13 protein-coding genes and 1 tRNA gene are annotated in these 17,056 nt (G+C 57.8%); 12 read left to right on the top strand and 2 right to left on the bottom strand.

Going from position 1 to position 17,056, the window contains the following annotated elements:
• The first annotated feature begins 59 nt into the window (after positions 1 to 59).
• From LNV08_RS22600 to rpoC, 9 genes are all read left to right on the top strand, one after another.
• Positions 60 to 135 (top strand) — tRNA-Trp (locus LNV08_RS22600).
• A gap of 151 nt (positions 136 to 286) precedes the next feature.
• The gene (gene secE, locus LNV08_RS22595) at positions 287 to 670 is read left to right on the top strand and encodes a preprotein translocase subunit SecE (RefSeq protein ID WP_263536005.1); all 384 of its coding nucleotides are present in this window, start codon (positions 287 to 289) and stop codon (positions 668 to 670) included.
• A 20-nt stretch (positions 671 to 690) separates the two neighbouring features.
• The gene (nusG, locus tag LNV08_RS22590; RefSeq protein ID WP_263536004.1) at positions 691 to 1,275 is read left to right on the top strand and encodes a transcription termination/antitermination protein NusG; all 585 of its coding nucleotides are present in this window, start codon (positions 691 to 693) and stop codon (positions 1,273 to 1,275) included.
• A gap of 168 nt (positions 1,276 to 1,443) precedes the next feature.
• Positions 1,444 to 1,875 carry a 50S ribosomal protein L11 gene (gene rplK, locus LNV08_RS22585; protein WP_263536003.1) on the top strand — a complete coding sequence of 144 codons (432 nt, stop codon included), beginning with the start codon at positions 1,444 to 1,446 and terminating at the stop codon, positions 1,873 to 1,875.
• A gap of 1 nt (position 1,876) precedes the next feature.
• Positions 1,877 to 2,584 (top strand): 50S ribosomal protein L1, encoded by a 708-nt coding sequence (gene rplA, locus LNV08_RS22580; protein WP_263536002.1) that lies wholly within the window; start codon positions 1,877 to 1,879, stop codon positions 2,582 to 2,584.
• 314 nt (positions 2,585 to 2,898) lie between these two features.
• Entirely contained in the window at positions 2,899 to 3,444 is a 546-nt protein-coding gene (gene rplJ / locus LNV08_RS22575) for a 50S ribosomal protein L10 (protein ID WP_263536001.1), read from the top strand.
• Positions 3,445 to 3,551: 107 nt separating this feature from the next.
• Positions 3,552 to 3,929, top strand: coding sequence for a 50S ribosomal protein L7/L12 (rplL, locus tag LNV08_RS22570; protein WP_263536000.1), 378 nt, complete (start codon positions 3,552 to 3,554; stop codon positions 3,927 to 3,929).
• Between the two features lie 422 nt (positions 3,930 to 4,351).
• Positions 4,352 to 8,470: a DNA-directed RNA polymerase subunit beta gene (gene rpoB / locus LNV08_RS22565; protein ID WP_263535999.1), complete on the top strand. Its 4,119-nt coding sequence runs from the start codon at positions 4,352 to 4,354 to the stop codon at positions 8,468 to 8,470.
• A 90-nt stretch (positions 8,471 to 8,560) separates the two neighbouring features.
• Positions 8,561 to 12,793: a DNA-directed RNA polymerase subunit beta' gene (rpoC, locus tag LNV08_RS22560; protein ID WP_263535998.1), complete on the top strand. Its 4,233-nt coding sequence runs from the start codon at positions 8,561 to 8,563 to the stop codon at positions 12,791 to 12,793.
• 54 nt (positions 12,794 to 12,847) lie between these two features.
• Here the strand turns inward: rpoC and LNV08_RS22555 are convergent, their stop codons facing one another.
• A complete protein-coding gene (locus LNV08_RS22555; RefSeq protein WP_263535997.1) occupies positions 12,848 to 13,336 on the bottom strand; it encodes a putative toxin-antitoxin system toxin component, PIN family in 489 nt (162 codons plus the stop codon).
• 339 nt (positions 13,337 to 13,675) lie between these two features.
• Here LNV08_RS22555 and rpsL point away from each other — a divergent pair, with 339 nt between their 5' ends.
• The 3 genes from rpsL (at position 13,676) to fusA (ending at position 16,861) form a co-directional block, all read left to right on the top strand.
• Positions 13,676 to 14,053, top strand: a complete 378-nt coding sequence (gene rpsL / locus LNV08_RS22550; protein WP_058721899.1) for a 30S ribosomal protein S12 — start codon at positions 13,676 to 13,678, stop codon at positions 14,051 to 14,053.
• Positions 14,054 to 14,217: 164 nt separating this feature from the next.
• Positions 14,218 to 14,688 carry a 30S ribosomal protein S7 gene (gene rpsG / locus LNV08_RS22545; RefSeq protein WP_263535996.1) on the top strand — a complete coding sequence of 157 codons (471 nt, stop codon included), beginning with the start codon at positions 14,218 to 14,220 and terminating at the stop codon, positions 14,686 to 14,688.
• A gap of 70 nt (positions 14,689 to 14,758) precedes the next feature.
• Entirely contained in the window at positions 14,759 to 16,861 is a 2,103-nt protein-coding gene (gene fusA, locus LNV08_RS22540; protein WP_263535995.1) for an elongation factor G, read from the top strand.
• A 6-nt stretch (positions 16,862 to 16,867) separates the two neighbouring features.
• Here the strand turns inward: fusA and LNV08_RS22535 are convergent.
• The coding region (locus LNV08_RS22535) for a hypothetical protein (protein WP_263535994.1) at positions 16,868 to 17,056 on the bottom strand (189 nt) is incomplete at its 5' end.

Raw genomic sequence — 17,056 nt, 5'->3', positions numbered from 1 at the left:
GGCCGTACCGTTGGTTCGGGCGTGGTTGCTACGATCATCGCTTAAACTATCAGCGCCATAGGGGCGTAGCTCAATTGGCAGAGCGTCGGTCTCCAAAACCGAAGGTTGAAGGTTCGAAACCCTCCGCCCCTGCCAACTTCCGCTGATCACGGTTGTTGGTTTATTGGTTCTAGGCAATCGGCCCGCGGGAGTTATTCCCGGCGGGCTTTGCTGCTGGTGGGTATCGCCAAACAAGTGTTTGAAATATCGAATGTCCGCAAGCTTTGTGTGGCATGGAAGTGAATCAATGTCCAATTCTCAAGTCGAAACGGTAACGACCAGCGCTGACAAAGCGAAGCTGGCCGGTGCTGTCCTGTTGCTGGCGGCCGCTTTGGTCGCCTACTATGCGTTGGCAAAGCAGGGCCCGATCGCGCAATGGGCGGCGCTGCTGGTGTTGCTGGCGGCTTCGGTCGGTGCGTTTTTTACTTCCGAATCGGGCAAGTCGTTGATCGCTTATGGGCGCGACTCGGCGCGCGAGGTGCGCAAGGTGGTTTGGCCGACGCACAAAGAAGCGCGCCAAATGACCGGCTATGTTTTTGCCTTCGTGGTGATCATGGCTTTGTTCCTCTGGTTGACCGACAAGACGCTGGAGTGGGTGTTGTACGACCTGGTCTTGGGTTGGAAGCGTTAAGTAAGCGTTGAAGGATTGCAATGACTGAAGAACAAGGCAATGCCGCGGCCGAGGCCGTCGTGCCGACCGGACTCCCCAAGCGCTGGTATGTGGTGCATGCCTATTCGGGTATGGAGAAGGCGGTCGAACGCAATTTGCGTGAACGCATCGACCGGGCCGAAATGCAAGACAAGTTCGGTCGCATCTTGGTGCCGACCGAAGAAGTCGTTGAGTTGAAGAATGGCAAGAAGGCTGTCACCGAGCGACGCTTTTTCCCAGGCTATGTGCTGGTTGAAATGGTGATGGAAGATGACACTTGGCATTTGGTCAAGCACACTTCCAAGGTGACTGGTTTTGTGGGTGGAGCAAAGAATCGTCCTGCTCCGATCTCCGAGGCGGAGGTCAACAAGATCGTCAACCAGATGCAAGAAGGCATCGAGAAGCCGCGGCCAAAGGTCGAGTGGATGGTTGGCGAAATCGTGCGCGTCAAGGAAGGTCCGTTCACGGACTTCAACGGCGCCATCGAGGGAGTCAACTACGACAAGTCCAAGGTCAGCGTGTCGGTCACCATCTTCGGCCGCGCGACGCCGGTCGAGTTGGACTTCGCTCAAGTCGAGAAGGTTTAAAGGCGTGACAGAGCCTGTTGGCCGAGTCATCGGCTGGCATCTGTCCGTAGTCAGTTCACAACGAGATGTGAACAAGAGGAGCAAGGGTATGCGGCGTCAAGCCGCTAGCCCCTTGCGCTAGCACTCAGGGGTTGCGGCTCAGCCGCCGTGACTCTGTCAGGAGAATATATGGCTAAGAAAATTGTCGGCTTTATCAAGCTGCAAGTAGCGGCAGGCAAGGCGAATCCATCGCCGCCAGTCGGTCCCGCGCTGGGTCAGCGTGGCCTGAACATCATGGAATTCTGCAAGGCGTTCAACGCCCAGACGCAGGGTCATGAGCCAGGCATGAAGCTGCCGGTGGTGATTACCGCTTTCGCGGACAAGAGCTTCACCTTCGTGATCAAGTCGCCTCCAGCGACTGCTTTGATCAAGAAGTTGGCCAAGTTGGACAAGGGTTCGGCCAAGCCGCACCTGGAAAAGGTCGGCAAGCTGACCCGCGCCCAGTTGGAAGAGATCGCCAAGATCAAGACCAAGGACCTGACTGCCGCCGATTTGGACGCAGCAGTTCGTACGATTGCTGGTTCGGCTCGCTCGATGGGCGTGCTGGTGGAAGGAGTCTGATATGGCCAAGCTTACAAAACGCCAAAAGGCCAATCTGGGCAAGGTCGAGACGACCAAGCTGTACTCGCTGAGCGAAGCGCTGAATCTGGTGAAGAGCTTGGCCGTTGCCAAGTTCGACGAATCCATCGACGTGGCTGTTCAGCTGGGCGTGGACTCGAAGAAGTCTGACCAGGTCGTTCGCGGCGCGGTCGTGATGCCTCACGGTATCGGCAAGACCAAGCGCGTCGCTGTGTTCGCCCAAGGCGCCAAGGCTGACGAAGCCCGTGCTGCCGGTGCTGACATCGTCGGCATGGAAGATTTGGCCGAGCGTATCAAGGCTGGTGACATGCCTTTCGACGTGGTCATCGCCTCGCCTGACACCATGCGTATCGTTGGTACCTTGGGTCAAGTGCTGGGCCCACGCGGCCTGATGCCTAACCCCAAGGTCGGCACCGTGACGCCTGACGTCGCGACTGCTGTTCGCAACGCTAAAGCTGGTCAAGTCCAGTTCCGCGTTGACAAGGGCGGCATCATTCACGGCACCTTGGGTCGTCGCTCGTTCGACACCGACAAGCTGGAAGGCAACTTGCGCGCGCTGATCGAGGCTTTGAACAAGTCCAAGCCAGCGACCAGCAAGGGTGTCTATCTGCGCAAGGTTGCTGTGTCTTCCACCATGGGCGTTGGCGCCCGTGTGGATGTGTCCAGCATCAACGCTCAGGCTTCCGCTTAAGTAAAAAAGAATTGCGCAGCGCGAGTCTGGCGCTGTGCTGAAGAATTGGTGGGGCGAATCGGGTGTAAGCCTGATTCGCGTCATCCAAGACCGTTGGTGCGAATGCTTGCGGGCGTTTGCTTAATGGATAACGGTGCCGCAGGTGTCAAAGCTTGCGGCCTTGTTTGAAGCCAGCGCAGATGGCGGTCCCGCTGTAAAGGATTTGTCGGTCGATTCGTTGAGGGTCGCCCGGTGGGTTTCTGGACAGAAGGTCGCTGAACCCGGGTGTGTCTAGAGCCGCAAGGCAAAGGGCACGTATTTGTGAGGAGTAGACCTTGAGTCTCAATCGCAACGAGAAAGCAGCCGTCGTTACGGATGTGGCAGCCCAAGCGGCTAAGTCGCAGACCTTGGCGTTGGCCGAATACCGTGGCCTCACCGTAGAAGCCTTGAACAAGCTGCGCGTCGAATCGCGTGCCAAGGGTGTGTATCTTCACGTGCTGAAGAACACCCTGGCGCGTCGTGCTGTCGCCGGTACTCAGTTCGAGTGCATCTCGGAGAGCATGGTCGGCCCGCTGATCTATGGCTTTTCTGAAGACGCTGTCGCTGCTGCGAAAGTCATGTCTGACTTCGCTAAAACCAACGACAAACTGATCATCAAGGGCGGTGCCTACGGTGGTAAGGCTCTGGACGTCAACGCCGTTAAGGCATTGGCTTCAGTCCCAAGCAAGGAAGTTTTGCTGGCCCAGCTCTTGGGTCTGATGCAGTCGCCTGTGTCGCGTTTCGCGCGCGCATTGGCCGCAGTGTCGGAACAACGTGCCGCCGGCGCAGCTCCTGCTGCCGAAGCCACGGAAGTTGCAGCAGAAGCTGCACCTGCCGCCTGAACGATCTGCTGATAAAGCAACCACTATTGATGTGTTGAGGGCGAGGCGGGTGCATGACACCCACCACCTCACCCGGCTCATCAAACAATCTATCTAGGAGCCTAAAAATGGCATTCGATAAAGACGCATTCATCTCCGCCCTGGACGCAATGACCGTTCTGGAACTCAATGACCTGGTCAAGGCCATTGAAGAAAAATTCGGCGTGTCCGCCGCTGCTATGGCCGCTCCTGCTGCCGGTGGCGCAGCTGGTGGCGCTGCTGCTGCTGAAGAGCAGACCGAGTTCAACGTGATCCTGACCGATTGCGGCGCACAGAAGGTTTCCGTGATTAAGGCTGTTCGCGAAATCACCGGCCTGGGCCTGAAGGAAGCTAAAGACCTGGTCGACGGCGCTCCTAAGGCTGTCAAGGAAGGCGTGTCCAAGGCTGATGCCGAAGCCGCCAAGAAGAAGCTTGAAGAAGCCGGCGCTAAGGTCGACGTCAAGTAATTGTCTCGAATTGGGGTGGCTTGCGAGCTACTTCAGTTTTGCAGACAGGCCTGCAATTGGCGCGTGTTGAAAGTTTTGCTCCACCTGACGAGGGCTGGGGGCGGATCGATAGACAGGCGCTTAGCAAGGCTTAAAAGGGGTGGCCTCACGGCCTCCCCTTTTAGCGTTTGAGGGTTATTCCGGGTAGAGATTAGTTGAAAGTGCCGCGCGAGGTATGATGCGCGGTTCTTTCAAGTGTTCTCTGATCCGACTGCAGAGAACCGGTTTGGTCGGGCTTTGGTGCAATGCCGAAGTTGTCCGCCAGCGGTTGGTAGTGGCCAATCACCAAGCGTCGAGCCGTCCGTCCGGGATGGAGTTCGAGAAGCCAGTCGCCGACGAAGCCCGTCCCACGGCCAGGGGTGGGCTCTCGACACGGAGTGTTTATGGCGCAAGCAACCCCCTATAGCTTTACCGAGCGCAAGCGAATTCGCAAGAGCTTCGGCAAGCGTGAGAGCGTTCTCAACGTTCCTTATTTGCTCACCATGCAGAAAGAGGCTTATGTAGCCTTCCTGCAAAAGGACGTCCCCCCTGCCAAACGCAAGCCCGAGGGCCTGCAGGCGGCTTTCCTTTCCGCGTTCCCCATTGTTTCGCACAATGGTTTCGTGGAGATGAAATTCCTCGAATTCAACATCGCCAAGCCGCCGTTTGACACTCGCGAGTGCCAGCAGCGTGGTTTGACGTATGCGGCCGCCGTGCGCGCGCGTCTGCAGATGATCATCTATGACCGTGAATCGCCCCAGGCGAAGACCGTCAAAGAGATCAAGGAGCAAGAAGTCTATATGGGCGAAGTTCCGCTCATGACCGACTACGGCTCCTTCATCGTCAATGGCACCGAGCGTGTCATCGTCTCCCAGTTGCATCGTTCGCCTGGCGTGTTCTTTGAACACGACAAGGGCAAGACGCACTCCAGCGGCAAGCTGTTGTTCTCGGCTCGAATCATTCCTTACCGCGGTTCGTGGTTGGACTTTGAATTCGACGCCAAGGACATCCTGTTCTTCCGCGTTGACCGTCGCCGCAAGATGCCCGTCACGATTCTGCTCAAGGCCATCGGCCTGAACCCCGAGCAAATCCTGGCGCACTTCTTCGTCTTCGACAATTTCCGTCTGATGGACGCCGGCGCACAAATGGAATTTGTGGCCGACCGTCTGAAGGGTGAAGTTGCCCGCTTTGACATCACCGACAAGTCCGGTGCCGTCATTGTCGAAAAAGACAAGCGCATCACCGCGCGACACACGCGCCAACTGGAGCAGTCCGGCACGCAGCACGTCACGGTGCCTGAAGACTTCTTGGTCGGCCGTGTGTTGGCCAAGAACATGGTCGACGGCGACACCGGCGAGATCATCGCCAAGGCCAATGATGAGTTGACCGACGCTTTGCTGAAGAAGCTGCGTCAGGCCGGCATCAAGGACGTCCAGTGCTTGTTCACGAACGAGCTTGACGAAGGTGCTTACATCAGCCAGACCCTGGCCGCCGACGAAACCGCTGACCAGCTGGCCGCGCGCGTTGCGATCTATCGCATGATGCGCCCAGGCGAGCCGCCAACGGAAGACGCGGTCGAAGCGCTGTTCAACCGCCTGTTCTACAACCCGGACACCTACGATCTGTCGCGCGTGGGCCGGATGAAGTTCAACGCCCGTGCCGGTCGCGATACGCCGGAAGGCGCGATGACCTTGTCGAACGAAGACGTCCTGGACGTCGTCAAGATCTTGGTCGAGCTGCGCAATGGCCGTGGCGAAGTCGATGACATCGACCACTTGGGCAATCGTCGCGTGCGTTGCGTCGGCGAGTTGGCCGAGAACCAGTACCGTTCGGGTCTGGCTCGGATCGAGAAGGCCGTCAAGGAACGTCTGGGCCAAGCCGAGACCGAAGCCTTGATGCCGCATGACTTGATCAACTCCAAGCCGATTTCGGCCGCGTTGAAAGAGTTCTTCGGTGCGTCGCAGCTGTCGCAGTTCATGGACCAGACCAACCCCTTGTCGGAAATCACGCACAAGCGTCGTGTTTCCGCCCTGGGCCCTGGCGGTTTGACGCGTGAGCGCGCGGGCTTTGAAGTCCGCGACGTGCACCCGACTCACTATGGTCGTGTCTGCCCAATTGAAACACCTGAAGGCCCGAACATTGGTCTGATCAACTCCTTGGCTCTGTACGCACAGCTGAACGAGTATGGCTTCCTGGAAACCCCTTATCGTCGCGTTGTCGACGGCAAGATCACGAGCCAGATCGACTATCTGTCGGCCATCGAAGAAGGCAAGTACGTGATCGCTCAGGCGAACGCGACCTTGAGCAGCGAAGGGTCGCTGACGGACGAGTTGGTGTCGGCGCGTGAAAACGGCGAATCGGTGCTGACCAGCCCAGAGCGCATCCAGTACATGGACGTTGCGCCGACACAGATCGTGTCGGTGGCGGCCTCGCTGGTGCCATTCCTTGAGCATGATGATGCGAACCGTGCCTTGATGGGTGCGAATATGCAGCGTCAGGCCGTGCCTATCTTGCGTCCCGAAAAGGCCATGGTCGGTACCGGTGTGGAACGTGTCGCAGCCAAGGACTCGGGCACCGTTGTGGCGGCGCGCCGCGGCGGTATCGTCGACTACGTCGATACCAACCGTATCGTGATTCGTGTCAATGACAACGAAACCGTGGCCGGTGAAGTTGGTGTCGACATCTACAACCTGATCAAGTATCAGCGTTCGAACCAGAACACCAATATCCATCAGCGCCCGATCGTGCGCCGTGGTGACAAGGTGGCTGCCGAGGACATCATTGCTGACGGTGCATCCACCGACATCGGTGAGTTGGCGCTGGGCCAGAACATGCTGGTCGCCTTCATGCCATGGAACGGCTACAACTTCGAGGATTCGATCCTGATCTCGGAGCGTGTGATCGCCGAAGACCGCTACACCTCGATTCACATCGAAGAGTTGGTGGTTAATGCGCGTGACACCAAGCTGGGCAGCGAAGAAATCACCCGCGACATTCCGAACTTGTCCGAGCAGCAGCTTGGCCGTTTGGATGAGTCCGGCATCGTCTACGTCGGCGCCGAAGTCAACGCCGGCGACGTGCTGGTCGGCAAGGTCACGCCCAAAGGTGAGACCACGCTGACGCCTGAAGAGAAGCTGTTGCGCGCCATCTTCGGCGAGAAGGCTTCCGACGTGAAAGACACGTCCCTGCGTGTCGATCAAGGCACCTCGGGCACCGTCATCGACGTGCAGGTCTTCACCCGTGAAGGCATCCAGCGCGACAAGCGTGCTCAGCAGATCATTGATGATGAGCTGAAGCGCTTCCGCCTAGACCTGAACGACCAACTGCGTATCGTGGAGGCCGACTCGTTCGACCGAATCGAGAAGCTGCTGACCGGCCGCGTGGCCAACGGCGGCCCGCAGAAGATCGCCAAGGGCACCGTCATCGACAAGGCCTATCTGCAGAGCGTCGAGAAATTCCACTGGTTCGATATCCGTCCCGCCGAGGACGAGGTCGCCAACCAATTGGAGTCGATCAAGAACTCGCTCGAGCAGACCCGCCACAGCTTCGACTTGGGCTTTGAAGAAAAGCGCAAGAAGTTGACGCAAGGTGATGAGTTGCCGGCCGGCGTGCTGAAGATGGTCAAGGTCTATTTGGCCGTCAAGCGTCGCTTGCAGCCAGGTGACAAGATGGCCGGTCGTCACGGTAACAAGGGCGTTGTGTCCAAGATCGCTCCGATCGAAGACATGCCTTATATGGCCGACGGCACCACCGTTGACATCGTCTTGAACCCGCTGGGCGTGCCTTCGCGGATGAACGTGGGTCAGGTTTTGGAAGTGCACCTGGGTTGGGCCGGCAAGGGTATTGGCCAGCGCATCGGCGACATGTTGCAGCAAGAAGCCCGAGTGGCCGAGTTGCGCAAGTTCTTCGACGAGCTGTACAACCAGTCCGGCAAGAAGGAACACCTCGACGATCTGAACGACACCGAAATCGTTGAGATGGCGCATAACCTGACCAACGGTGTGCCGTTCGCAACGCCGGTGTTTGACGGTGCGAAGGAAGAAGAAATCCGCGCCATGCTGAAGCTGGCGTATCCGGATGACATCGCCGCCAAGAAGGGCTTGACAGCTACGCGCACCCAGGCATTCCTGTCTGATGGCCGTACCGGCGAGGCTTTCGAGCGTCCGACGACCGTAGGCTATATGCATGTGCTGAAGTTGCACCACTTGGTGGACGACAAGATGCACGCCCGTTCGACCGGCCCGTACAGCTTGGTCACTCAGCAGCCGCTGGGTGGTAAGGCTCAGTTCGGTGGCCAGCGTTTCGGTGAGATGGAGGTGTGGGCGCTGGAAGCTTATGGCGCCTCCTATATCTTGCAGGAAATGCTGACGGTCAAGTCCGATGACGTGAACGGCCGAACCAAGGTCTACGAGAGCATCGTCAAGGGTGAGCACACGATCGAAGCCGGCATGCCGGAATCGTTCAATGTGTTGGTCAAGGAAATCCGGTCGCTCGGTATCGATATTGAGTTGGAGCGTAACTAAGCGCTGTGCGTGGCAGGGCGCCGCAATTGCGGTGACTCTGCCCTCCATTCGTTTCTAGATTCGCTTCCAAACACAAATTAGGAGAAAGCCATGAAAGGCTTACTGGACCTGTTCAAGCAGTTCACCCCGGATGAACACTTCGACGCCATCAAGATCGGGCTCGCATCGCCCGAGAAGATTCGTTCGTGGTCATTTGGTGAGGTGAAGAAGCCTGAAACCATCAACTACCGCACCTTCAAGCCCGAGCGCGACGGCTTGTTCTGCGCCAAGATCTTCGGGCCTATCAAGGACTACGAATGCCTGTGCGGCAAGTACAAGCGTCTGAAGCATCGCGGCGTGATCTGCGAGAAGTGCGGCGTTGAAGTCACCCAGACCAAGGTTCGCCGTGACCGCATGGGTCATATCGACCTGGCCGCCCCTTGTGCCCACATCTGGTTCCTGAAGTCCCTGCCTTCGCGCTTGGGTCTGGTGCTGGACATGACGCTGCGCGACATCGAACGCGTGTTGTACTTTGAAGCGTATGTGGTCGTTGACCCAGGCATGACACCGTTGAAGAAATTCACGATCATGACCGAGGATGACTACGACGCGAAGGTCGTCGAGTTCGGTGATGAATTTGTTGCCCTGATGGGTGCCGAAGGCGTCAAGCGCTTGCTGGAAGATATGGATCTCGACGTCGAGATCGATCGCCTGCGCAACGACATGACCGGCTCCGAGCTGAAGGTCAAGAAGAATTCCAAGCGCCTCAAGGTGATGGAGGCCTTCAAGCGTTCGGGCATCAAGCCAAACTGGATGGTGCTGGAAGTGCTGCCCGTGTTGCCACCGGACCTGCGTCCGCTGGTGCCGCTGGACGGCGGCCGCTTCGCGACCTCCGACTTGAACGACCTGTATCGCCGCGTCATCAACCGCAACAACCGCCTGGCGCGTTTGCTGGAGTTGAAGGCTCCTGAAATCATCGTGCGCAACGAAAAGCGCATGTTGCAGGAAGCGGTTGACTCGCTGCTGGACAACGGTCGTCGCGGCAAGGCCATGACGGGCGCCAACAAGCGTGCACTGAAGTCGCTGGCCGACATGATCAAGGGCAAGGGCGGTCGTTTCCGTCAGAACTTGCTGGGTAAGCGCGTCGACTATTCTGGCCGTTCGGTCATTGTGGTGGGCCCAACGCTGAAGCTGCACCAGTGCGGTTTGCCCAAGTTGATGGCGCTTGAGTTGTTCAAGCCCTTCATCTTCTCGCGCCTCGAAGCCATGGGCATCGCGACGACGATCAAGGCTGCCAAGAAGGAAGTCGAATCCGGCTCGCCAGTCGTTTGGGACATCCTGGAAGAGGTCATCAAGGAGCACCCGGTGCTGCTGAACCGTGCGCCTACCCTGCACCGTTTGGGCATTCAGGCCTTTGAGCCGGTGTTGATCGAAGGCAAGGCCATCCAGCTGCATCCGCTGGTTTGCGCCGCCTTCAACGCCGACTTCGACGGTGACCAGATGGCTGTTCACGTGCCACTGTCGATCGAAGCGCAAATGGAAGCCCGCACGCTGATGCTGGCCTCCAACAACGTGCTTTTCCCGGCTTCAGGCGAGCCGTCGATCGTGCCGTCGCAAGACGTGGTGCTGGGCTTGTACTACGCCACCCGCGAGCGCATCAACGGCAAGGGCGAGGGCATGGTCTTCTCGGACATCTCCGAGTTGATCCGCGCGCTGGAAAACGGCGCCGTGGAAATCACTGCCCGTATCAATGTGCGCATGGTGCAGTACACCAAGGGCGCCGTGGTCGAGGGTCAGGAGATCGAATGGATCCCTGAGACCAAGCTGGTGAGTACGACAGTTGGCCGCGCTTTGCTGAGCGAAATCTTGCCTAAGGGCTTGCCGTTCGCCAACATCGACAAGGCCTTGAAGAAGAAAGAAATCTCCAAGCTGATCAATATGTCATTCCGCAAGTGCGGACTGAAGGAAACGGTCGTCTTGGCAGACAAGCTGCTGCAAGCTGGTTTCAAGCTGGCAACGCGTGCAGGTATTTCGATCGCTGTTGACGATATGTTGGTGCCGCCCGAGAAGCCGATGCTGATCGAGCGCGCCGAGAAGGAAGTCAAGGAGATTGAACAGCAGTACATCTCCGGTTTGGTGACTTCCGGCGAGCGTTACAACAAGGTGGTGGACATCTGGGGCAAGACCGGCGACGAAGTCGGCAAGGTCATGATGAGCCAGTTGTCCAAGCAGAAGACGACCGACCGTCACGGCAATCAAGTGGATCAGGAGTCCTTCAACTCCATCTACATGATGGCCGACTCGGGTGCTCGGGGTTCTGCGGCGCAGATTCGCCAGCTCTCCGGTATGCGGGGTTTGATGGCCAAGCCTGACGGCTCCATCATCGAGACGCCGATTACCGCGAACTTCCGCGAAGGTCTGAACGTTCTGCAGTACTTCATTTCCACCCACGGTGCTCGTAAGGGGCTGGCGGATACGGCTTTGAAGACGGCGAACTCGGGTTACCTGACACGTCGCTTGGTGGACGTGACGCAAGACTTGGTGGTGATCGAAGAAGATTGCGGTACCGAAAACGGTATGGCGATGCGCGCTCTGGTTGAGGGCGGTGAAGTGATCGAGTCCTTGCGTGACCGCGTGCTCGGCCGCGTGACTGCGATCGACGTGCTGCATCCAGAAACGCAAGCAGTTGTGTTGCCTGCGCTCAGCATGCTGGACGAAGACACGCTGGACATGCTGGAAACGCATGGCGTGGACGAGATCAAGGTCCGCACGCCGCTGACCTGCGCGACCCGGTTCGGTCTGTGCGCCCATTGCTATGGCCGCGACTTGGGTCGTGGCGGCATGGTCAATATCGGCGAAGCCGTCGGTGTGATCGCGGCGCAGTCGATCGGTGAGCCGGGCACCCAGCTGACCATGCGTACCTTCCACATCGGTGGTGCGGCTTCGCGTGCGGCGGTTGCCTCCAGCGTTGATGCGAAGTCCGAAGGCTTGATCGGCTTCAATGCGACGATGCGCTACGTGACCAACGGCAAGGGTGATTTGGTGGTGATTTCGCGTTCCGGCGAAATCATCATTGCCGATCCCCATGGCCGCGAGCGCGAGCGCCACAAGGTGCCTTATGGCGCCGTGTTGAGCATCCGTGCTGATCAAGCCATCAAGGCCGGTACTATTCTTGCCAATTGGGATCCGCTGACCCGTCCAATCATTACCGAGTTCGCCGGTCAGGCGAAGTTCGAGAATGTGGAAGAGGGCGTCACGGTGGCCAAGCAGGTCGACGAAGTGACCGGTTTGTCCACACTGGTGGTGATTGACGCCAAGCGCCGCGGCGCGACCAAGGTGGTGCGTCCACAGGTCAAGTTGCTCGACGCCAATGGCAACGAAGTCAAGATTCCTGGCACCGATCACTCGGTGACGATTGGCTTCCCAGTCGGCGCGCTGATTCAGGTGCGCGACGGTCAAGAATTGGCTCCGGGCGAAGTGCTGGCTCGTATCCCCATGGAAGGTCAGAAGACGCGAGACATTACCGGCGGCTTGCCGCGGGTTGCCGAGCTGTTTGAGGCCCGTTCACCTAAGGATGTGGGTCTGCTGGCCGAGATGACCGGTACGGTCTCCTTCGGTAAGGAAACCAAGGGCAAGAATCGCCTGGAAATTACCGATCCGGATGGCAAGAAGCACGAAGAGCTGGTGCCCAAGGAAAAGAACATCTTGGTGCACGAAGGCCAGGTGGTCAACCGCGGCGAATTGATTGTGGACGGCTCGGCCGACCCACAAGACATCCTGCGTTTGCTGGGCATCGAAGAGCTGGCTCGCTACATCGTCGACGAAGTGCAGGACGTGTATCGCTTGCAGGGCGTGAAGATCAACGACAAGCACATCGAGGTGATCGTTCGCCAGATGCTGCGTCGTGTGCAAATCACCAACTCCGGCGATTCGAAGTACATCATCAACGAGCAAGTTGAGCGCTCGGAGCTGCTGGATACCAACGACCGTCTGCGCAAGGAAGGCAAGATGATTGCCACCCACGTCGACGTGCTGATGGGTATTACCAAGGCTTCCTTGTCGACCGACTCCTTCATCTCGGCGGCTTCCTTCCAGGAAACCACCCGCGTGCTGACCGAGGCTGCCATCATGGGCAAGCGCGACGAGCTGCGCGGCTTGAAGGAAAACGTCATCGTTGGACGTTTGATCCCGGCAGGTACAGGCATGGCATTCCACCGTGCTCGTATTGCCAAGGAAAAGATGGACGACACCGAACGTCGCGCGATTGCTCAGCAGGAGGCCGAAGAATTGGCTTCCGCTCAGATGGCTCACGTTGACGCGGACATCGAAGGCAGTGCTGAATAAGCACTGAGAGCTTTCGCCCTCAATTGAAAAGGCCGCCCTATGGGCGGCCTTTTTTCATTGTGCTTGCGCAACCCCCAGGGCTGAGGGTGTTGCCTGCTTGATCCAAGCCTCCGGTGTCATGATCGCAAGCCCGACTCGCCGCGCACGTTTCGCCAAGGCCAAAACCGCCCGGTCGCGCGAAATCAGAAAGCTCGCCTGTTCGGCCAAGGCTAGGTCGATGAACATCTGATCGTCCTTGTCCCGGCAGACCAGCCGAATCGCGGGCAGGGGATCCTTTTCTATCAGATGGCACCAGCGCGCAAACTCTTGGTCAATCAAAACAAGATCGGGCCCGTAACTCGCGGCAATGCCGCGCCCCAGCACATGCAGTAACTCCGCCTTCATGGCGGCGAGGCCAATCCATATCAAGGCCTGGGTTTGCACGGCCTGAATCAAAGGGGCAACGCTTTGATTGTTGAAGACCAACCAATCCATGATGACTTGGGTGTCAATGACAACCTTCGGTGGAGCTGCGTTCGTGGGGACTGGGATTACTGGGATCATCGTGGGCGTGTTGTGACTTGAATCCATAGACTTCCGACCTGGGACAACTGGTCAACTGTGGGTATTAGTCGAGGGAAAAGGTAGGCGATCCACCTGCGGCAAATGCGCCACTTGTATCTTAGGACTGTTCTGGACTACAATCACAGGCTCTTCGGCGGGCCTTGCTGCGCATTTCGCGCGGCCGAAGCATCCTCAAGTGCTCCGCATGGCGCGGCGCACTAAGAAAATCCGGCGAATTCCTTTGGGTTTGTCGGTTTTGCAAGGGGCTACACAGGGCTTGCACTCATCCTGAGTGCCTTTAAGCCGAAGCGTGTGACTTCAAACGGGAACAAGTTACTTATGCCAACAATCAATCAACTCGTGCGCCACGGTCGAGAGACCGAGGTCACGAAATCTAAGTCGCCAGCGATGCAGGGTTGCCCCCAGCGTCGTGGCGTGTGCACACGCGTGTACACCACGACTCCTAAGAAGCCTAACTCGGCTTTGCGTAAAGTCGCCAAGGTGCGTCTGACCAACGGTTTCGAGGTTATCTCGTACATCGGCGGTGAAGGCCACAACTTGCAAGAGCACAGCGTTGTGCTGGTGCGTGGCGGCCGGGTCAAGGACTTGCCAGGTGTGCGTTACCACATCGTGCGTGGATCACTCGACTTGCAAGGCGTGAAAGACCGCAAGCAGTCGCGCTCCAAGTACGGCGCGAAGCGTCCGAAGAACAAGTAATACAAGCCATGTCGGCCCGGCATTTTGCTGGCGCTCGATATTTTTCGACTTATGTCGCTCTCAAGAGTGGCAATAGATCGAGTAAGTGGATGCCCCAGAAGTCGGTGGCCATCCAACGGTGCAGGGCATATGCCCGTACCAACTGAAGCAAGAGGAAGAATCCCATGCCACGTCGTCGCGAAGTACCCAAGCGGGAAATCCTGCCTGATCCAAAATTCGGTAATGTTGACCTGTCCAAATTCATGAACGTGATCATGGAATCGGGCAAGAAGGCCGTTGCAGAGCGCATCATTTATGGCGCTTTGGAGCAAATCGAAAAGAAGGCCGGCAAAGATCCGCTGGAAGTGTTCATGGTCGCCCTGAACAACGTCAAGCCAATGGTTGAAGTGAAGTCACGCCGTGTCGGCGGTGCAAACTACCAAGTTCCCGTGGAAGTTCGCCCCGTTCGCCGGATGGCTTTGGCCATGCGTTGGCTGAAGGAATCGGCCCGCAAGCGCGGTGAGAAGTCGATGTTCCAGCGTTTGGCTAACGAGTTGCTCGAGGCCGCTGAAGGCCGCGGCGGCGCCATGAAAAAGCGTGACGAAGTTCACCGCATGGCAGAAGCCAACAAGGCGTTCTCGCACTTCCGCTTCTAAACTACCAAGTTCCGGCCGCCTCGGGTTAATACTAACCCGCTGGCGGCTCCTGCCTTTTTGGAGTGACATCATGGCACGCAAGACCCCTATCGAGCGCTACCGCAATATCGGTATCTCGGCGCACATTGACGCCGGTAAGACAACGACGACAGAGCGGATCCTTTACTACACCGGTGTGAACCACAAGATCGGTGAAGTCCATGATGGCGCTGCCACCATGGACTGGATGGAGCAAGAGCAAGAGCGCGGCATCACGATTACGTCGGCTGCCACGACTTGCTTCTGGAAGGGCATGGACGCAAGCCGCGCCGAGCACCGCATCAACATCATTGACACCCCCGGGCACGTTGACTTCACGATTGAAGTTGAGCGTTCGATGCGTGTGTTGGACGGTGCTTGCATGGTCTATTGCGCCGTCGGTGGCGTGCAGCCACAGTCCGAGACTGTGTGGCGTCAAGCTAACAAGTACAAGGTTCCACGCCTTGCCTTCGTCAACAAGATGGACCGCACGGGTGCCAACTTCTACAAGGTCTATGACCAGATGAAGGCGCGTCTGAAGGCCAATCCAGTGCCCGTGGTACTGCCGATTGGTGCCGAAGACAACTTCCAAGGCGTCATCGACTTGACCGTGATGAAGGCCATCTACTGGGACGAAGCGTCCCAGGGCATGAAGTTCGACTACCGTGAAATTCCGGCCGAAATGTTGGCCGAAGCACAAAAGTGGCGCGACAACCTGGTTGAAGCCGCCGCCGAGTCGAACGAAGACATGATGAACAAGTACCTGGAAACCGGTGAACTCAGCGATGCTGAAGTCATGCAGGGCATCCGTACGCGTACCTTGGCTGCCGAAATCCAGCCGATGTTCTGCGGTACCGCGTTCAAGAACAAGGGCGTGCAGCGCATGCTGGACGGCGTGATCGACTTCATGCCTTCGCCGCTGGACGTTCCTCCAGTGCCGGGCACGGACGAAGACGACAAGCCAGTGACTCGCGAAGCGTCTGACTCGGCCAAGTTCTCGGCTCTGGCCTTCAAGCTGATGACCGACCCGTATGTGGGTCAGCTGACTTTCGTGCGCGTCTATTCGGGCGTCTTGAAGTCGGGTGATTCGGTCTACAACCCGATTCGCAGCAAGAAAGAGCGTATCGGTCGTATCTTGCAGATGCACGCCAACCAGCGCGAGGAAATCTCGGAAATTCTGGCCGGCGACATCGCAGCATGCGTGGGCTTGAAGGACGTGACCACCGGCGAAACATTGTGCGATCCAGAGTCGATCATCACCTTGGAAAAGATGGTGTTCCCTGAGCCAGTGATCTCGCAAGCGGTTGAGCCAAAGACTAAGGCTGACCAGGAAAAGATGGGTATCGCTCTGGGCCGTTTGGCCAAGGAAGATCCATCGTTCCGCCTGCGTACCGACGAAGAGTCGGGCCAGACCATCATTTCCGGCATGGGCGAGTTGCACCTGGAAATCATTGTCGACCGCATGAAGCGCGAGTTCGGCGTTGAAGCCAACGTCGGCAAGCCACAAGTGGCCTACCGCGAAACCATTCGCAAGTCGGTTGCAGATGTCGACGGCAAGTTCGTTCGTCAGTCGGGTGGTAAGGGTCAATACGGTCACGTGGTGCTGACGGTTGAGCCGCAAGAGCCGGGCAAGGGCTTCGAGTTCGTCGACGCGATCAAGGGCGGTGTGGTTCCACGTGAATTCATCCCTGCGGTTGAGAAGGGTGTGCTTGAGTCGCTGCCTAACGGCGTGTTGGCCGGCTTCCCGGTTGTGGACGTGAAGGTCACATTGACTTTCGGTTCTTACCACGAAGTTGACTCGAACGAAAACGCGTTCAAGATGGCCGCTTCCTTGGGCTTCAAGGAAGGCTGCCGCCGCGCTTCGCCGGTGATTCTGGAGCCAATGATGGCTGTGGAAGTCGAGACCCCTGAAGACTACGCCGGTAACGTGATGGGCGACCTGTCCAGCCGTCGCGGTATGGTTCAAGGTATGGACGACATGGTCGGTGGCGGCAAGGTCATCAAGGCTGAAGTTCCGTTGTCGGAAATGTTTGGCTACTCGACCACACTGCGTTCTGCGACCCAAGGTCGTGCGACGTACACAATGGAGTTCAAGCATTACAGCGAAGCTCCTAAGAACGTGGCCGAGGCGATCATCACCGCACGCGGCAAGTAAGAGTCATCAAGGAGGCTGGCCATTGGGCTGACCTCCTTTTTGTATCAAGAGTTCGTCTTTGCAGTCGCCGCCCCAGTTGCCAATCGCTGGGGGTTCAAGGTGCTGTGGAAACGCTAAACCAGTAGATTGGCAAAATGCTCTTTTCGGAGAATACAAATGGCAAAAAGCAAATTTGAACGTACCAAGCCGCACGTC

The organism is Paucibacter sp. TC2R-5, assembly GCF_025717605.1.
GTDB lineage: Bacteria > Pseudomonadota > Gammaproteobacteria > Burkholderiales > Burkholderiaceae_C > Paucibacter_A > Paucibacter_A albus.
Note: the sequence above shows the minus strand (reverse complement) of the source record. Positions and strands in the feature narration are given on the sequence as shown.

What these genes read in the sequence shown, in the direction of transcription:
- secE (WP_263536005.1), top strand. Translation starts at nt 287, where the DNA reads ATGTCCAATTCTCAAGTCGAAACGGTAACGACCAGCGCTGACAAAGCG.
- nusG (WP_263536004.1), top strand. Translation starts at nt 691, where the DNA reads ATGACTGAAGAACAAGGCAATGCCGCGGCCGAGGCCGTCGTGCCGACC.
- rplK (WP_263536003.1), top strand. Translation starts at nt 1,444, where the DNA reads ATGGCTAAGAAAATTGTCGGCTTTATCAAGCTGCAAGTAGCGGCAGGC.
- rplA (WP_263536002.1), top strand. Translation starts at nt 1,877, where the DNA reads ATGGCCAAGCTTACAAAACGCCAAAAGGCCAATCTGGGCAAGGTCGAG.
- rplL (WP_263536000.1), top strand. Translation starts at nt 3,552, where the DNA reads ATGGCATTCGATAAAGACGCATTCATCTCCGCCCTGGACGCAATGACC.
- rpoB (WP_263535999.1), top strand. Translation starts at nt 4,352, where the DNA reads ATGGCGCAAGCAACCCCCTATAGCTTTACCGAGCGCAAGCGAATTCGC.
- rpoC (WP_263535998.1), top strand. Translation starts at nt 8,561, where the DNA reads ATGAAAGGCTTACTGGACCTGTTCAAGCAGTTCACCCCGGATGAACAC.
- LNV08_RS22555 (WP_263535997.1), bottom strand. Translation starts at nt 13,336, where the DNA reads ATGATCCCAGTAATCCCAGTCCCCACGAACGCAGCTCCACCGAAGGTT.
- rpsL (WP_058721899.1), top strand. Translation starts at nt 13,676, where the DNA reads ATGCCAACAATCAATCAACTCGTGCGCCACGGTCGAGAGACCGAGGTC.
- rpsG (WP_263535996.1), top strand. Translation starts at nt 14,218, where the DNA reads ATGCCACGTCGTCGCGAAGTACCCAAGCGGGAAATCCTGCCTGATCCA.
- fusA (WP_263535995.1), top strand. Translation starts at nt 14,759, where the DNA reads ATGGCACGCAAGACCCCTATCGAGCGCTACCGCAATATCGGTATCTCG.